Genomic DNA, 13,982 nt, shown 5'->3' on the forward strand with positions numbered 1-13,982 from the left:
GAGGGAATTGATCGGGGGAGATTGGCGAGTTATGCCGGCGTGAAAGGTATGCAGTGAATCCATCATCGGCTCGGTCGTTCAGGTCGATGTATCGCGACAGACACCTTGGTCGGCCCCCTCTCCCTCTGGGAGAGGGCTGGGGTGAGGGTTAGCGGTTCAGGGGATGAGCATCTGCATCTGCCCCGGCATGGCGATTTTGATCACCCCCGCCCAGTTGCACATCAAGGTGCTGTTGGCATCAATCGCCGGCATGCCGCCCAATAACAACGTCGGCGCGCCACCGGGGATCCACGGTGTGGCCGTCGCCGGAATGCACGGCATCGGCGTCAACACCCCAAGCGCCGCAGCGGTTGCCGCCGCCACCATCGGATTGGCCATGCTCATGCACACTCCGAACGGCAGGATATTGACCAGCGGGATGTGATCCATGATGTTCGCCGCCGGCATACCGCCGGTCAGCGTGCGGTTCACTGGCAGCACATTGAGCATCGACGGCGCGGCGCCGAAGCTGCATTGCAATGTGGCGGTGGCACAGACTTGCGGACAGCCCATTTCCCGACTCCTTCGTGGACACGACATACCCGCTAAACCTTAGTCTGCTGCGGCTCCTCGCGCACATTCCCAAAGGTGATTATCCGGCAACACGCTAACCTATAAGACCGACCCGCGCTTGTGACCGCCCGAGCGCGCCATTAGATTAGCCAATGATGTCTGGCCTCCAAAATAAGCAGAAGGGATAAGCATGGCGCTTACTGACCAGTCCACCCGTATCCGCTCTGGCGAAGAACTCGATGCCAGCCTGATTGATCCGTACCTCAAGGCGCATATTCCGGGCCTGAGCGGCTTACCTGCGATCAGCCAGTTTCCCGGCGGCGCGTCGAACCTGACCTACCTGCTGGAATACCCGGAGCAGGAGTTCGTCCTGCGCCGTCCGCCGTTCGGCCACAAGGCCAAATCCGCCCACGACATGGGCCGCGAATTTCGTATCCTCAATCAATTGCGCGACGGTTTTCCGTACTGCCCGAAAGCCTACGTGCACTGCACCGACGAAGCGGTGATCGGCGCCGAGTTCTACGTGATGGAACGGGTCAAGGGCATCATCCTGCGCTCGGAACTGCCGCCGGAGCTGGGCCTCGATGCGGCGAAAACCGAAGTACTGTGCAAAAGCTTCATTGACCGCTTCGTCGAACTGCACCGCGTCGACTACAACGCTTGCGGCCTCGGCGATCTGGGCAAGCCGGAAGGCTACGTTGCCCGTCAGATCAAGGGCTGGAGCGAACGCTACGAAAAAGCCCTGACCCCGGACGCACCGCACTGGGAAGCCGTCAAAGCCTGGCTCAACGACAAGATGCCGGCCGATCACCCGACCTCGAGCATCGTCCACAACGACTACCGCTTTGACAACGTCATCCTCGACCCGGACAACCCGATGCAGATCATCGGCGTGCTCGACTGGGAACTGACCACCCTCGGCGATCCGCTGATGGACCTGGGCAACACCCTCGCCTACTGGATCGAAGCCGGCGATCCGGCACCGGTGCAACTGATGCGTCGTCAGCCGAGCCACGCGCCAGGCATGCTCACCCGCCGCGAGTTCGTCGACTACTACGCCGAACGCTCGGGCATCCAGATCGACAATTTCGACTTCTACTACACCTACGGTCTGTTCCGCCTGGCCGGCATCGTGCAGCAGATCTACTACCGCTTCTACCATGGCCAGACCCAGGACAAACGCTTCGCGCAGTTCATTCACATGAACAAACTGCTGGAGCAGATGAGCCTGCAGGTCATTGCGAAATCGAGCCTCTGACGGCCCACACCAAGGAACCCCTATGTCCAAGACTCAGTTGTTCGACCTCGACGGCAAGATCGCTTTTGTTTCCGGCGCCAGCCGTGGCATCGGTGAAGCCATCGCCAAACTGCTGGCCCAGCAAGGCGCCCACGTGATCGTTTCGAGCCGCAAGCTCGAAGGCTGCCAGCACGTCGCCGATGCGATCATCGCCGCCGGCGGCAAAGCCACCGCCGTGGCCTGCCATATCGGTGAAATGGAACAGATCAGCCAGGTGTTCGCCGGGATCAAGGAACAGTTCGGCCGCCTGGATATTCTGGTGAACAACGCTGCGACAAACCCGCAATTCTGCAACGTGCTCGACACCGATCTGGGTGCGTTCCAGAAGACCGTCGATGTAAACATCCGCGGCTATTTCTTCATGTCGGTCGAAGCCGGCAAGCTGATGCGCGAGAACGGTGGTGGCAGCATCATCAACGTCGCGTCGATCAACGGCATTTCGCCGGGGATCTTCCAGGGCATCTACTCGGTGACCAAGGCTGCTGTGATCAACATGACCAAGGTCTTCGCCAAGGAATGCGCGCAATTCGGCATCCGCTGCAACGCCCTGCTGCCGGGCCTGACCGACACCAAATTCGCCTCGGCGCTGGTGAAGAACGATGCAATCCTCAAGCAGGCGCTGACGCAAATTCCGCTCAAGCGTGTGGCTGATCCGAGTGAAATGGCCGGTGCGGTGCTGTACTTGGCGAGTGATGCGTCGAGCTATACCACGGGTGTTTCGCTGAACGTGGACGGTGGGTTTCTGTCCTGATTTAAACGGCAAATGATTAACCCTGTGGGAGCGAGCTTGCTCGCGAAGGCGTAGTGTCAATCGACAATGATTGGGTTGACACACCGCATTCGCGAGCAAGCTCGCTCCCACAGGTCGTTGCTTGAATCAGGCATCGAGGACTTTCGGTAACTGCCAGCCGAAATGCACCGAGAGCAACCGCAGCGTCAGACACGCCGCTCCCGCCAGCAACGCCGCCGCTACCGGCGAAACGCCCAGCCTGCGGCCCATGATCAACACCGCCGCACCGACAAACGCCGAGCTTGCATACAAATCCGCCTGCAACACCACGGGTATCCGGGCCAGCACAATGTCGCGAATCACCCCGCCACCGACGCCGGTGATCGTGCCCATCAGCATCGCCACAAACGGCGTGATCCCGAAATTCAACGCCTTCTGCGCCCCGGCCACGGCAAACAGCGCCAGCCCCGCCGCGTCCAGTACGATCAGGGTTGAACCGGACCAGCCCAACACCTGCTCATGACAGACAAACGCCAGCCCGCCCATGAAAAACGCCAGCGCCGGATAACGCCAGTCGGCCACGGCGTTCGGCGGCGTGGCACCGATCAGCACGTCACGGGTCACCCCGCCGCCAAGCGCGACAATAAACGCAATCACCATCACCCCGAGCAAATCGAGCTGACTGTGCATTGCCGCAATCGCACCCTCGACAGCAAACACCGCCGTACCGGCCAGGTCGGCCACCAGCACAATCCGCTCAACCCGAGACTTGCGCCCCGCCGGCGCTATTGAGTGACGCAACGGGTCGTGGTGATGTGACGAGTGATCTGCCCGTCGACATACATGTCGCCGGCTACTTGAGTGTTCTCAAGCACCTGACAGGTGCGTACCGGCGGCGGAGGCGGCGCGGCCGGTGGAGGTGGCGGCGGACTGGCACAACCGGCCAGCAACGCTACGGAAAAAACCAGCGACAGCGGCGAACACACGCGTTTCCCAAGATTGTTCATAGGACGACCCGCGATAAAGGGAGACCCACTCCCGCGCACAACCGAACACGGAAGACCTGACCACTCATTCTTTATAGCCGAGCCCCCTGTAACCGCCAGTAAACCCGCCGCCGAAGACATGCCTGGCTGTCGATTTTGCTTTTCGGCACAGCCGAAGCCTGGTCGGCTGTCAGGCCGCCATCGCTGGCAAGCCAGCTCCCACAGTTGGTTTGAGTGCATTCAGTTAGAGGATGGTCGGCTGTCAGGCCGCCTTCGCTGGCAAGCCAGCTCCCACAGTTGGTTTGAGTGCATTCAGTTAGAGGATGATCGGCTGTCAGGCCGCCTTCGCTGGCAAGCCAGCTCCCACAGTTGGTTTGAGTGCATTCAGTTAGAGAATGGTCGGCTGTCAGGCCGCCTTCGCTGGCAAGCCAGCTCCCACAGTTGGTTTGAGTGCATTCAGTTAGAGAATGGTCGGCTGTCAGGCCGCCATCGCTGGCAAGCCAGCTCCCACAGTTGGTTTGAGTGCATTCAGTTAGAGGATGGTCGGCTGTCAGGCCGCCATCGCTGGCAAGGCAGCTCCCACAGTTGGTTTGAGTGCATTCAGTTAGAGGATGGTCGGCTGTCAGGCCGCCTTCGCTGGCAAGCCAGCTCCCACAGTTGGTTTGAGTGCATTCAGTTAGAGGATGGTCGGCTGTCAGGCCGCCTTCGCTGGCAAGCCAGCTCCCACAGTTGGTTTGAGTGCATTCAGTTAGAGAATGGTCGGCTGTCAGGCCGCCATCGCCAGCAGGCTGGCTCCTACAGTTGGATTGGGTGCATTCAGTTAGAGAATGGTCGGCTGTCAGGCCGCCTTCGCTGGCAAGCCAGCTCCCACAGTTGGTTTGAGTGCATTCAGTTAGAGGATAGTCGGCTGTCAGGCCGCCTTCGCTGGCAAGCCAGCTCCCACAGTTGGTTTGAGTGCATTCAGTTAGAGGATGGTCGGCTGTCAGGCCGCCATCGCTGGCAAGCCAGCTCCCACAGTTGGTTTGAGTGCATTCAGTTAGAGGATGGTCGGCTGTCAGGCCGCCATCGCTGGCAAGCCAGCGCCCACAGTTGGATTGGGTGCATTCAGTTAGAGAATGGTCGGCTGTCAGGCCGCCTTCGCTGGCAAGCCAGCTCCCACAGTTGGATTGGGTGCATTCAGTTAGAGAATGGTCGGCTGTCAGGCCGCCGCTGTCTCCCACAATAACCGAGCCAACCAATAGGCCGAGTGTCAGCTCGCCTGCTTTTGATCTTGATCTTCAGGCCCCTTCGGCAGGCTGAGTGGAGGGATTCATCCGGGGGGCAGGCGCGGAGCGCCGTGCGGCGAAGCCGCATACATCGAGAGGAGGTGCAGCGAAGCAAACCGGAGGCGATGCCCCCGGATGAAACCCGCAACGAAGGAACCCCGAGCCCCAGCGAGCGGGCCGAACGCTGGGGCAAGCCTTTTTTGCTTACTTTTTTGAGGCGTTTGTCAAAAAAGTGAGTCGCCGTAAGGGCGAAACCGCCAGCCGCCACCCCCCAAAAAACGGATATACACCCAAACCCCAAGAACATGGTCGGCCCAAAGGCCGCCAAGTCTCATACCCCAAACCCAACCCCAACCCTAAGCCAAATCAGGATCCCGAGAAGAGCGCAAAGAAAAACTCTCAAGCTCATACCGCAACTCGTCAATCAACCCCTGCACCGCCTCAGGCGTACGCAGAGAATCCAGCTTCAACCCACTGATCACCAGATCGACCTGCCCCGACCCCGGGTGATAAAGCTTCACCGTCAAGGAATGGTCACCATCCACCAGACATTCGCACGCCAGCGGTGAAAAGCTGTGTTCCAGCCGCGCGCGCAACTGCGCAATATTCATCATGGGGCTGTTCCTATAGTTACTTCGAAGGGACGCGATCCCGAACCCGAATGGCTCGTATCGCACCCCACCAGACTAAGAACAGCCCCCTTGAGCCAACACCTCCATTTGCACTGATTCAACTAGTGCATTTGCACCTACCGCTGATTCTTGCTGCTCCACTCACCGGAAAACAACCCACGCTCCCGCGCCCAGACAATCGCCTCGCTGCGGCTATGCACATCGAGTTTGGAATACACCGTCGCCACATGATTGCGCACCGTGTTCGGCGCCAGTTTCAGCCGCGCTGCAATCTCCTTGTCAGCCAGCCCTTCACAGATCAACCCCAGCACATCGCGTTCACGCGCCGTCAGATCGGTGAACGAAACACTCGGCAGCTGTGGCGAGTTGATCTTCTTCACATTGGCCAGCTTCTCGATCAGCGTGCGGCTGAACCAGGAGGCATCTTTCATCACCTCTTCAATCGCCGCGACCAGTTCAAGCTCGGTGCGTTTGCGCTCGGTGATGTCCATCAGCACCAGCAAATAACAGCGCGTGTCCTGGATGTTGACGGTATCGGCGGACACCGCGCACTCAAGCAGCTCCACATCCTTCTTGCGGACCCGTACATCGACCCGATCAATCCGGCCGTTCTGCTCCAGCGCCGTCAACAACCGCGACCGGGTGCTGCTGTCGTCGATGAAACCCAGCTGCGTCACGGTTTTGCCCAGCACCTCTGCGCTGTCATACGCCAGCGTGTCGAGGAACGCCTGGTTGACATCAATCACCTGTTGCTCGTCGGCGCTGCAAATCAGAATCGGCACCGGGCTCAGCCGAAATGCCTTGGCGAAGCGCTCCTCGCTCTGGCGCAGCGCCACTTCGGCCTTGCGTCGCAACTCCATGTCGACGAAGGAAAACAGCATGCAATCCTCATCGTTGAGCGTCAGCGGCTGCCCGGCCACGATCACTTGCTTGTTGCTGCCATCAGGCAAGCGCAGTTCGGCTTGCATCTGCGGGATGGTCGCGACATCACGCAAGCGCTGGATCGCCAGGTCTCGGTGTTCGGCCTGCTCGAAAATGTCGATTTCGTAGGAGGAAGTGCCAATCACCTGATCGCGGGTGTAGCCGGTCATCTCCAGAAACCCCGGATTGACCTTGATGTAGCGCAAGTCGCTGAGACGGCAGATCACCGCCGGTGCCGGGTTGGCGTTGAAGGTCCTTTCGAAACGCTGCTCGGCGTTGGCCCAGTCGGTGACGTCGCTCATGATCAGCACCAGCGACTCGGGCTGACCTTCGCGGTTGGTGAGCACCATGCTGCGCACGTTGTGCACCCAGACGCGCTCCGGGTCATCGACGGCGGACACTTCGATCAGCACATCACTGAACACCTCGCAGCGAGCGACGCGGCTGATCGGATAGTTCTCCGGTGGCAGGGTGTGGTTATTGCGATAGCGCAGGCTGAAGCGCTTGGCGTATTCGCCGGCACTCGTGCCCAGCTCACCAATCCGGCTGACCCCGTGCATGGCCAGCGCCGCTTCGTTGGCCCAGAGAATGCTCTGATCCAGCTCCAGCAGAATCACCCCGTCCGACAAACCGGCGATGATCTGTTGCAACTGGCGACGATTGGTTTCGGTGGTCAAGACTTCCTGGCTCATTGGATCTCCACAGGTAATACGCGTGTGAAGATTACGACCGCAGCCGCCCGCGATCGTGCCACCCTCTTCACCCCCACCCGACTCCTACAGGAGATCGCAGCGCATTCGCGACTTCAGGGTTTGTCATCTAGAGTTACTACCTCATCGGATAGAGCCCCTGCCCGCAACACCGGGCTCTTTTTCAAGGAGAGACTGATGACGTCGCGTCGCAACATCGAACAGACCTACCGCACCTGGTCCAGCCCGATCCTGCTGGAGCTGAAAAAGCGTGAGCACCAAATGGCGCCAATCGAGCGCCAGGCCCTTGAAAATGTATTGGTGGAAAGAAGGTTGCTGGACGTTGGCAACCCGGACGGTATTGAACGTCGCCGAAACAGCGGTGACTGACAGATCGCTATCGCGAGCAAGTTCGCGATAGCGTCACCCCTCAACTGGGCTCAGCGGAGCAAGCCGGCGTTCTTCAGCAGTTCGTGCAAGCCTTTCGGCACCAACGGCGCGTGCTCGCTGAAGCTTGAGCTGTCATGCCAGCGCGCGGTGAAGGGCGCGCCGTCGCTTTCATGGCCATCGATCTGTGCGTGGTGGTATACGCCCGGATCGATAAACGTCGCGTCGTATACCTGGACAATTTCGTGCCCCGGTTTGCCGTTGTAGACGAACAGGCTTTCGAGTGTGCCGAGCAGGCGCATATCCGTCATGGACAGCCGCAACTCCTCCTGCACTTCGCGCACGATGGTTTCGGCGCTCGTCGCGCCGAATTCGATACCGCCACCGACAGGCCGAAAGCAGGTTTGCTCGCTCACCGGGTCGCGAAATTCGTTAACCAGAATTTTGCCGTTGTGATGAAAAACACAAAGTGCGAGTGCGCGGATGCGGTGTTCGGCCATGGCTGAAGTCCATTTACAGGTGTGGGGCGCGGCATTTAAACATGCTTTGCGCGACACTCCTGTGGCCGTCATTTGAAAAGGGTCGCCTCAGACCGGCGAAATCGTCGCGAGCAGGCCGATCAGAATGGTCAGTGTCAGGAATCCACCCAGAAAAATCGCCATCTTGTTCATGTTGCTCTCCTCAATGCTGAGCTTGCGGTGCACTGGGCGCTTCGGGATGAAGAACTGCCGCGAGTGACCGAACTGCCGGGGCATTTTGAGCGTATGACTGCGCCGGTTACAGAGGCAGATCCAGTGAAAAAATACGGATCAGATGCTCATCTGATCTGCTTGGGCCATGGGCGGATATTCAGATTGCGGCACGAGGGTTCAATTTCGGCGTGGTTGATCTAGAGTCATTGCCGTCGCAAGAACAAAAAGAAAAACTCTGGAGTGAAGATGACCGACCTGAACCTGCAACCCAATGTCGCCGTATCGCTGGGCAAATGGCACGAAATGATCCGCACCGGCAACCTCAGCGCCCTGCCCGGTTTGCTCGATCCGCAAGCCGTGTTCCGCTCGCCGATGGCCCACACGCCCTACCCCGGCGCGCCGGTGGTGTCGATGATCCTCAACACCGTCTTCGAGGTGTTTGAGGATTTCCACTATCACCGGGAACTGGCGACTGCCGATGGCTTGAATGTGATTCTGGAGTTCAGTGCGAAAGTCGGGACGAAAGAACTGAAAGGCATCGACATGATTCGCTTTGACGAAAGCGGCAAGATTGTCGAGTTTGAAGTGATGGTGCGGCCCCTGAGCGGATTACAGGCCTTGGGCGAAGAGATGGGACGGCGCCTGGGTGCCTATCTGGCCAAGGCCAAATCCTGAGCACCTTAAAGAGCGGGTGGGAGCAGCCTCGTTTCACTCGACAGCACCTGCAAAACGCTTAGCCACAAAAAAGCCCACTGACCGTCGCCGGTTCAGTGGGCTTTGTGTGTCAGGCGTCTGGTTACAGCGCCATATCACGTGCAGCGTTTTCCTTCGGAGCCTTGGCCTTGTCAGCCGCAGCATCGACTGCCGGAGCAGCGACCTGACCGATCACCGGAGGCGTCGGCAGTTCGAGGATCTTGGCAGTGTAAGCCCACTCTGCAGCCACTTTGGCTGGATCGCTGTTCAGCTGAGTACCGTAGCTTGGAACGATCTGGTGCAGCTTGGTTTGCCACTCAGGGGTCGCGACTTTGTCCTTGAAGACTTTCTGCAGCACGCTCAGCATGATCGGTGCAGCGGTCGACGCGCCTGGCGATGCGCCCAGCAGACCAGCGATGGTGCCGTCTTGTGCAGCAACGATTTCGGTGCCCAGTTTCAGCACGCCGCCCGCGGCTTCATCACGCTTGATGATTTGCACGCGCTGGCCGGCTTGCCACAGGCGCCAGTCTTCGGCTTTGGCGTTCGGGAAGTATTCCTTCAGCGCGTTCAGACGGTCTTCATCCGACAGCATCAGTTGGCCAGCAAGGTACTCGACCAGCGGGTATTCCTTGATGCCGACCTTGGTCATAGGCCAGATGTTGTGGGTGGTGGTGCTGGTCAGCAGGTCCAGGTACGAGCCTTCTTTGAGGAACTTGGTGCTGAAGGTCGCGAATGGGCCAAACAGGATGACGCGCTTGCCGTCCAGGACACGGGTGTCCAGGTGCGGAACGGACATCGGTGGTGCGCCAACCGACGCTTTACCGTAGGCCTTGGCCAGGTGCTGTTCAGCGATGGCCGGGTTATCGGTCACCAGGAACGAACCACCAACCGGGAAGCCCGCGTATTCCTTGGCTTCAGGAATGCCCGACTTCTGCAGCAGGTGCAGCGCGCCGCCGCCAGCGCCGATGAACACGAACTTGGCGTCGGTTTCGGTTTTGCTGCCGTCTTTCAGGTTTTTGTAGCTGACGCGCCAGGTGCCATCGGCATTCTTGGTGATGTCCTGGACTTCGCTCGACAGTTTCAGGTCGAAGTTAGGCTTGGTCTGCAGGTAAGCGGCGAACTGGCGGGTGATTTCGCCGAAGTTCATGTCGGTACCCAGCGGGCTCCAGGTGGCCGCGATTTTCTGGTTCGGGTCACGCCCTTCCATCATCAGCGGAACCCACTTCTTGATCACAGCCGGGTCTTCGGAGTACTGCATACCGGCGAACAGCGGGCTCGCCTGCAGGGCTTCGTAGCGCTTTTTCAGGAACTTGATGTTGTCATCACCCCACACGAAGCTCATGTGCGGCGTGGTGTTGATGAACGAGCGAGGGTTCTTCAGAACGCCTTGCTGAACCTGCCAGGCCCAGAACTGACGGGAGACCTGGAACGCTTCGTTGATCTCGACAGCTTTCGGGATCGTGACGTTGCCTTTGTCGTCTTCCGGGGTGTAGTTCAGCTCGGCGAGCGCCGAGTGACCGGTACCGGCGTTGTTCCAGCCGTTGGAGCTTTCCAGGGCGACGCCGTCGAGGCGCTCGACCATTTCCATCGACCAGCTCGGCTCCAGCTCATTGATCCACACACCCAGGGTGGTGCTCATGATGCCGCCGCCAATCAGCAGTACATCGACTTTCTTCGGGTCTTGAGCATTGGCGGAAGACATCCCCATCGCCAAAGCCAGCCCCAGCAGGGCTGTGTTCACTTTTTTAAACATCTGTTGCACCTATGATAAAACGCCTTCCGCCCGCCGCTGTTATCAGTATGCGATCCGCTTTGATGACGCTCAGGCTCGCGTCGCAGATTCCGGCACACTTCAATTTTGACGGGTGGGCACACAAGGCCGACATGCTGCATCGACCTCAGTTAATGTCCCTTCTGAACTGACTTCTTATCATTATTGGCTCAGCTACTTGAGCGACAGGGATTCCGTCAGCCCGCCCGAAGGCAAGCAAACTGAATAAGGTCAAACCAAGTTGGCGCGAAGAATATCACGTCAGGGCAAACCCGCGCGTCTGTTCCCGACTTGATGGTCTTTTTCCGCTGTGGGAATTATCGGCCGGCAAACGCTGAACATGAACCCGACGCGGGCTCTGGCTGAAGCCTTCAAACGATCCACGGGGTCGATATTCACACGACAAAACCCCGTGGGAGCGGGCTTGACCGCTAAGGGGCCCATTCCGGCAGCGCAGGCTGACTTGACTCACGGCAGCCTTACAGACGAAACCGATCCACCGACTGCGCCAACTGTCCCGCCAGGCTCGACAATTCATCGGTGGTATTCGCCGTCTGCCCGATCACCCGGCTATTGCCCTCGGACATCCCCGCAATCATCTCCACCTGATGAGCGATTTCATTGCTCGCCTGGCTCTGTTCGCCAATGGTGCGGGTGATGTCGTTGACCAGTTGTGTCGTGCTCAGCGTGGCCTGCAGAATTTCCCGAATCGCCCGTTCGACGTCCGCCGTCACTGCCATGCCCTTGTCGACCTGCGCCACACCGGCCTCCATGCTGCTGACCGCCTCGCGGGTGCTGTGCTGGATGCGCGCGACCATCGCGGCAATTTCCTGGGTCGAGGCGCTGGTTCGCGCCGCCAGACTGCGCACTTCATCCGCCACAACCGCGAAGCCCCGGCCCTGTTCGCCGGCCCGGGCTGCCTCGATCGCGGCATTGAGCGCCAGCAGGTTGGTCTGATCGGCAATGCCTTTGATCACCTGAATAATGTTGAAGATGCCTTCGGATTCCTGATCCAGCGTACGAATCACCTGCGCCGACTGTTGCGCCGAGCGCGCAATGTCGTCCATGTCGCTGACCACTTGATGGATGACCTGCCCGCCATTCTTTGCCAGTGATTCAGCCTGATTGGCCATGCTCAGGGCGCGTTCGGCATGGCGGGTGATTTCCTCGATACTTGCGGTCATCTGGCTGGCAGCCGCGGCCATGGTGCCGGCGGCGACGCTTTGTTGCTGGCTGCTGTCGGCGACCTGATGGCAACCGTGGCTCAGTTGTTCGCTCATACCGCTGACGCCGTGGGCGTTGCGTCGCACCACGTCGATCATGTTGCGCAAATCGCGCTGCATGGTCGCCAGTGTGCGGATCAGCGCACTGGCTTCATCCTTGCCGGTCGGTTCGATGATCGGCTCGCCGAGGTTGCCATGGGCGATGCTTTCGGCAATGTGACTGGCGGACTTCAGCGGGCCCATGATGCTCAGGATGACCCAGCGCCCTTGCGCCAACAGCAGTAACAGGCTGGCGATCAGCACCACGCCGAGGGCGATGTTGGCATTGCGGATCGCCGCTTCAGTCGCCGCACTGGTCTGCTGCGTGTTGGATTCAATCAATTCACTCAACGCAGCCATCTGCTCTTCCAACTGGCCGAAGGCGGTGTTGAAGGTGCCCAGTTCCTGCTGCGCGGCGTCCGGGTTGTCCAACGCCAGCCCGACGATGCGCTCACCAGCATTGATGTAGGTATCGAGACTCGGCTTGATCTGTTCCAGCGCCGTGCGCAGCGTCGGGTTGATCGGCAACTTGAGGTTGTCATCGAGCACTTCCCGGAAGTGCCCGGCATGCTCATTGATCGAGTCACGCACCTCGGTCGCTGTACTGGTGCTCTTGCCCAACCCGACCAACATCGCCGAGTAGACATCGGCGCGCAGGGCGTCGTGCATCATGTCGGCTTCCATGTGGTTGCGCAGTGCGCTCATGCTCACCACATTGTCGCTGACCGCCGAGGCCATTCGCACGTTGCCGACATAACTGACCAGACTCACGATCAACGCCGTCAGCAGGCTGGTAACAATCAGCAACACTAAACGCAGTTTGATCGACACCGTAATGTTCTCCCCCTTCGCCACGCCCGCAAGCGCCTGTCAGATCTTCAGTTAAGCCTATTTACGCGGGTCTGCCGTGCCAGAACGTGACAGCAGGTGTCTGCGCGCGGGGGAAGCGCGGTAAAACTTTCGGATTGCGCGGCAAGTCTCACTTTGCACACCTTCATCGCGGGTTAATACCGCCGGGCTTTTGAGTCCGGCGTTCAAAACACTCAGGCAGAAAAAGGAAACGCTTATGAAACGCGCACTGTGGTTGGGATTGCTAGGCACCTTCGCCATTGGTACGGCTCAGGCAGCCACCGAAAAAGTCGCCATCAATCTGGTCAGTGCCAATGGCGCGCCGCAGGCCATCGGCTCGATTACGGTCAGTGAGACGCCGTATGGCCTGTTGTTCACCCCGGACCTGAAATCCCTGCCGGCCGGCGTACATGGTTTCCATGTCCATGAAAACGGCAGTTGCGAAGCCGGCATGAAAGATGGCGTGAAAGGCGCCGCACTGGCCGCCGGTGGGCACTTCGACCCGCAGAAAACCGGCAAACACCTCGGCCCTTATGCCGATGGCCATCTGGGTGACCTGCCGGCGGTTTACGTGACCGCCGACGGCATGGCCAGCTATCCGGTGCTGGCACCGCGCCTGAAGACAATCTCCCAGATCAAGGGCCACGCACTGATGATCCACGCCGGCGGCGACAATCACTCCGACCAGCCGAAACCTTTGGGCGGTGGCGGCGATCGCATGGCCTGCGGGGTGATCTGAGCGCGCGTGAACCCGGGCAACCCTTAACGGTGTTGCCCGAGTCTTTTTTGCATTCACACAGACTTTAGCGCCCTACGGAACTCCGCCCCACCGCGCCCCTCTCACACTATGCAGTACTTCCTTTTTGCTTCGCGCTTGTGGAGGAACACCGTCATGCGCAAGTTAGTGCTCGTTTCTTCTTTACTCTTATGCCTGCCGGTCGGTTCGGCGCTGGCCCGCGTCGATGCGGGTGATGTTGCCACCTCGGCGGGTGTCTCCGCGTCGCTGTACTCGACCTTCAAGGATCACAAGATGGTGATCCCGGCCCGTGACGACTTGTCTGCATTTGTCGCCAGCGGCGGGGCCATCCGTGGGGTTTATCTTGAGTCGGTCTTGCAACAGGTGCGTCACGACAACCCCGGTCTCAACGCCAGCGATGAAGACCTCGCCAATGCGATTCTGGTGCATTACGAAGGTCTGAATCAGTAGCCGTCAGGGATGACGCGGCCGATGGATGGCCGCTGACGGCGCATAGGCA

At 59.5% G+C, this 13,982-nt stretch carries 14 protein-coding genes and 1 pseudogene; 6 read left to right on the plus strand and 9 right to left on the minus strand.

Features of this window, described 5'->3' with window-relative positions; genetic code table 11:
* Positions 1-156: 156 nt before the first annotated feature.
* On the minus strand, positions 157-552 hold the full coding sequence (locus K5Y35_RS24405) for a DUF4280 domain-containing protein (protein ID WP_008083980.1): 396 nt from the start codon (positions 550-552) through the stop codon (positions 157-159).
* A gap of 190 nt (positions 553-742) precedes the next feature.
* On the opposite strand from K5Y35_RS24405, the gene K5Y35_RS24410 reads away from it, so the two are divergent.
* Both K5Y35_RS24410 and K5Y35_RS24415 read left to right on the plus strand, forming a co-directional pair.
* On the plus strand, positions 743-1,810 hold the full coding sequence (locus K5Y35_RS24410) for a phosphotransferase family protein (protein ID WP_222833183.1): 1,068 nt from the start codon (positions 743-745) through the stop codon (positions 1,808-1,810).
* Between the two features lie 22 nt (positions 1,811-1,832).
* Complete coding sequence (locus K5Y35_RS24415) at positions 1,833-2,600, plus strand: SDR family oxidoreductase (RefSeq protein ID WP_085687598.1); 768 nt, start codon at positions 1,833-1,835, stop codon at positions 2,598-2,600.
* A 126-nt stretch (positions 2,601-2,726) separates the two neighbouring features.
* Here K5Y35_RS24415 and K5Y35_RS24420 read toward each other — a convergent pair whose 3' ends face one another.
* The 4 genes from K5Y35_RS24420 to K5Y35_RS24435 all read right to left on the minus strand — a co-directional run bounded on the left by K5Y35_RS24420 (position 2,727) and on the right by K5Y35_RS24435 (position 7,075).
* Positions 2,727-3,323, minus strand: coding sequence for a trimeric intracellular cation channel family protein (locus K5Y35_RS24420; protein ID WP_261991218.1), 597 nt, complete (start codon positions 3,321-3,323; stop codon positions 2,727-2,729).
* Between the two features lie 41 nt (positions 3,324-3,364).
* Entirely contained in the window at positions 3,365-3,586 is a 222-nt protein-coding gene (locus K5Y35_RS24425) for a hypothetical protein (protein ID WP_148050922.1), read from the minus strand.
* 1,600 nt (positions 3,587-5,186) lie between these two features.
* Positions 5,187-5,444: a DUF1652 domain-containing protein gene (locus tag K5Y35_RS24430; protein ID WP_123467658.1), complete on the minus strand. Its 258-nt coding sequence runs from the start codon at positions 5,442-5,444 to the stop codon at positions 5,187-5,189.
* 134 nt (positions 5,445-5,578) lie between these two features.
* On the minus strand, positions 5,579-7,075 hold the full coding sequence (locus K5Y35_RS24435) for a helix-turn-helix transcriptional regulator (RefSeq protein ID WP_123467656.1): 1,497 nt from the start codon (positions 7,073-7,075) through the stop codon (positions 5,579-5,581).
* Positions 7,076-7,270: 195 nt separating this feature from the next.
* On the opposite strand from K5Y35_RS24435, the gene K5Y35_RS24440 reads away from it, so the two are divergent.
* Positions 7,271-7,462, plus strand: coding sequence for a hypothetical protein (locus tag K5Y35_RS24440; protein ID WP_128615405.1), 192 nt, complete (start codon positions 7,271-7,273; stop codon positions 7,460-7,462).
* A gap of 50 nt (positions 7,463-7,512) precedes the next feature.
* Here K5Y35_RS24440 and K5Y35_RS24445 read toward each other — a convergent pair whose 3' ends face one another.
* Complete coding sequence (locus K5Y35_RS24445) at positions 7,513-7,959, minus strand: NUDIX hydrolase (protein ID WP_222833184.1); 447 nt, start codon at positions 7,957-7,959, stop codon at positions 7,513-7,515.
* Between the two features lie 438 nt (positions 7,960-8,397).
* On the opposite strand from K5Y35_RS24445, the gene K5Y35_RS24450 reads away from it, so the two are divergent.
* Positions 8,398-8,826 (plus strand): nuclear transport factor 2 family protein, encoded by a 429-nt coding sequence (locus tag K5Y35_RS24450; protein WP_222833185.1) that lies wholly within the window; start codon positions 8,398-8,400, stop codon positions 8,824-8,826.
* Between the two features lie 121 nt (positions 8,827-8,947).
* Here the strand turns inward: K5Y35_RS24450 and mqo are convergent, their stop codons facing one another.
* From mqo to K5Y35_RS28335, 3 genes and pseudogenes are all read right to left on the minus strand, one after another.
* Positions 8,948-10,597 carry a malate dehydrogenase (quinone) gene (mqo, locus tag K5Y35_RS24455; RefSeq protein WP_128615404.1) on the minus strand — a complete coding sequence of 550 codons (1,650 nt, stop codon included), beginning with the start codon at positions 10,595-10,597 and terminating at the stop codon, positions 8,948-8,950.
* Positions 10,598-11,094: 497 nt separating this feature from the next.
* A complete protein-coding gene (locus tag K5Y35_RS28330; protein WP_410055934.1) occupies positions 11,095-11,958 on the minus strand; it encodes a methyl-accepting chemotaxis protein in 864 nt (287 codons plus the stop codon).
* Positions 11,959-12,000: 42 nt separating this feature from the next.
* Positions 12,001-12,732 (minus strand): annotated as a pseudogene (locus tag K5Y35_RS28335) (MCP four helix bundle domain-containing protein); the annotation flags it as partial.
* A gap of 211 nt (positions 12,733-12,943) precedes the next feature.
* On the opposite strand from K5Y35_RS28335, the gene sodC reads away from it, so the two are divergent.
* Both sodC and K5Y35_RS24470 read left to right on the plus strand, forming a co-directional pair.
* Positions 12,944-13,465: a superoxide dismutase family protein gene (sodC, locus tag K5Y35_RS24465; RefSeq protein ID WP_222833187.1), complete on the plus strand. Its 522-nt coding sequence runs from the start codon at positions 12,944-12,946 to the stop codon at positions 13,463-13,465.
* A gap of 153 nt (positions 13,466-13,618) precedes the next feature.
* The gene (locus K5Y35_RS24470) at positions 13,619-13,933 is read left to right on the plus strand and encodes a DUF2388 domain-containing protein (protein ID WP_025111286.1); all 315 of its coding nucleotides are present in this window, start codon (positions 13,619-13,621) and stop codon (positions 13,931-13,933) included.
* Positions 13,934-13,982 lie beyond the last annotated feature (49 nt).

The sequence above is a fragment of the Pseudomonas sp. SC3(2021) genome (assembly GCF_019856535.1).
GTDB lineage: Bacteria > Pseudomonadota > Gammaproteobacteria > Pseudomonadales > Pseudomonadaceae > Aquipseudomonas > Aquipseudomonas monsensis.

Excerpts from the sequence above, each read along its gene's own strand:
- K5Y35_RS24405 (WP_008083980.1), bottom strand. The coding sequence starts at position 552 with ATGGGCTGTCCGCAAGTCTGTGCCACCGCCACATTGCAATGCAGCTTC.
- K5Y35_RS24410 (WP_222833183.1), top strand. The coding sequence starts at position 743 with ATGGCGCTTACTGACCAGTCCACCCGTATCCGCTCTGGCGAAGAACTC.
- K5Y35_RS24415 (WP_085687598.1), top strand. The coding sequence starts at position 1,833 with ATGTCCAAGACTCAGTTGTTCGACCTCGACGGCAAGATCGCTTTTGTT.
- K5Y35_RS24425 (WP_148050922.1), bottom strand. The coding sequence starts at position 3,586 with ATGAACAATCTTGGGAAACGCGTGTGTTCGCCGCTGTCGCTGGTTTTT.
- K5Y35_RS24430 (WP_123467658.1), bottom strand. The coding sequence starts at position 5,444 with ATGATGAATATTGCGCAGTTGCGCGCGCGGCTGGAACACAGCTTTTCA.
- K5Y35_RS24435 (WP_123467656.1), bottom strand. The coding sequence starts at position 7,075 with ATGAGCCAGGAAGTCTTGACCACCGAAACCAATCGTCGCCAGTTGCAA.
- K5Y35_RS24440 (WP_128615405.1), top strand. The coding sequence starts at position 7,271 with ATGACGTCGCGTCGCAACATCGAACAGACCTACCGCACCTGGTCCAGC.
- K5Y35_RS24445 (WP_222833184.1), bottom strand. The coding sequence starts at position 7,959 with ATGGCCGAACACCGCATCCGCGCACTCGCACTTTGTGTTTTTCATCAC.
- K5Y35_RS24450 (WP_222833185.1), top strand. The coding sequence starts at position 8,398 with ATGACCGACCTGAACCTGCAACCCAATGTCGCCGTATCGCTGGGCAAA.
- mqo (WP_128615404.1), bottom strand. The coding sequence starts at position 10,597 with ATGTTTAAAAAAGTGAACACAGCCCTGCTGGGGCTGGCTTTGGCGATG.
- K5Y35_RS28330 (WP_410055934.1), bottom strand. The coding sequence starts at position 11,958 with ATGCAGCGCGATTTGCGCAACATGATCGACGTGGTGCGACGCAACGCC.
- sodC (WP_222833187.1), top strand. The coding sequence starts at position 12,944 with ATGAAACGCGCACTGTGGTTGGGATTGCTAGGCACCTTCGCCATTGGT.
- K5Y35_RS24470 (WP_025111286.1), top strand. The coding sequence starts at position 13,619 with ATGCGCAAGTTAGTGCTCGTTTCTTCTTTACTCTTATGCCTGCCGGTC.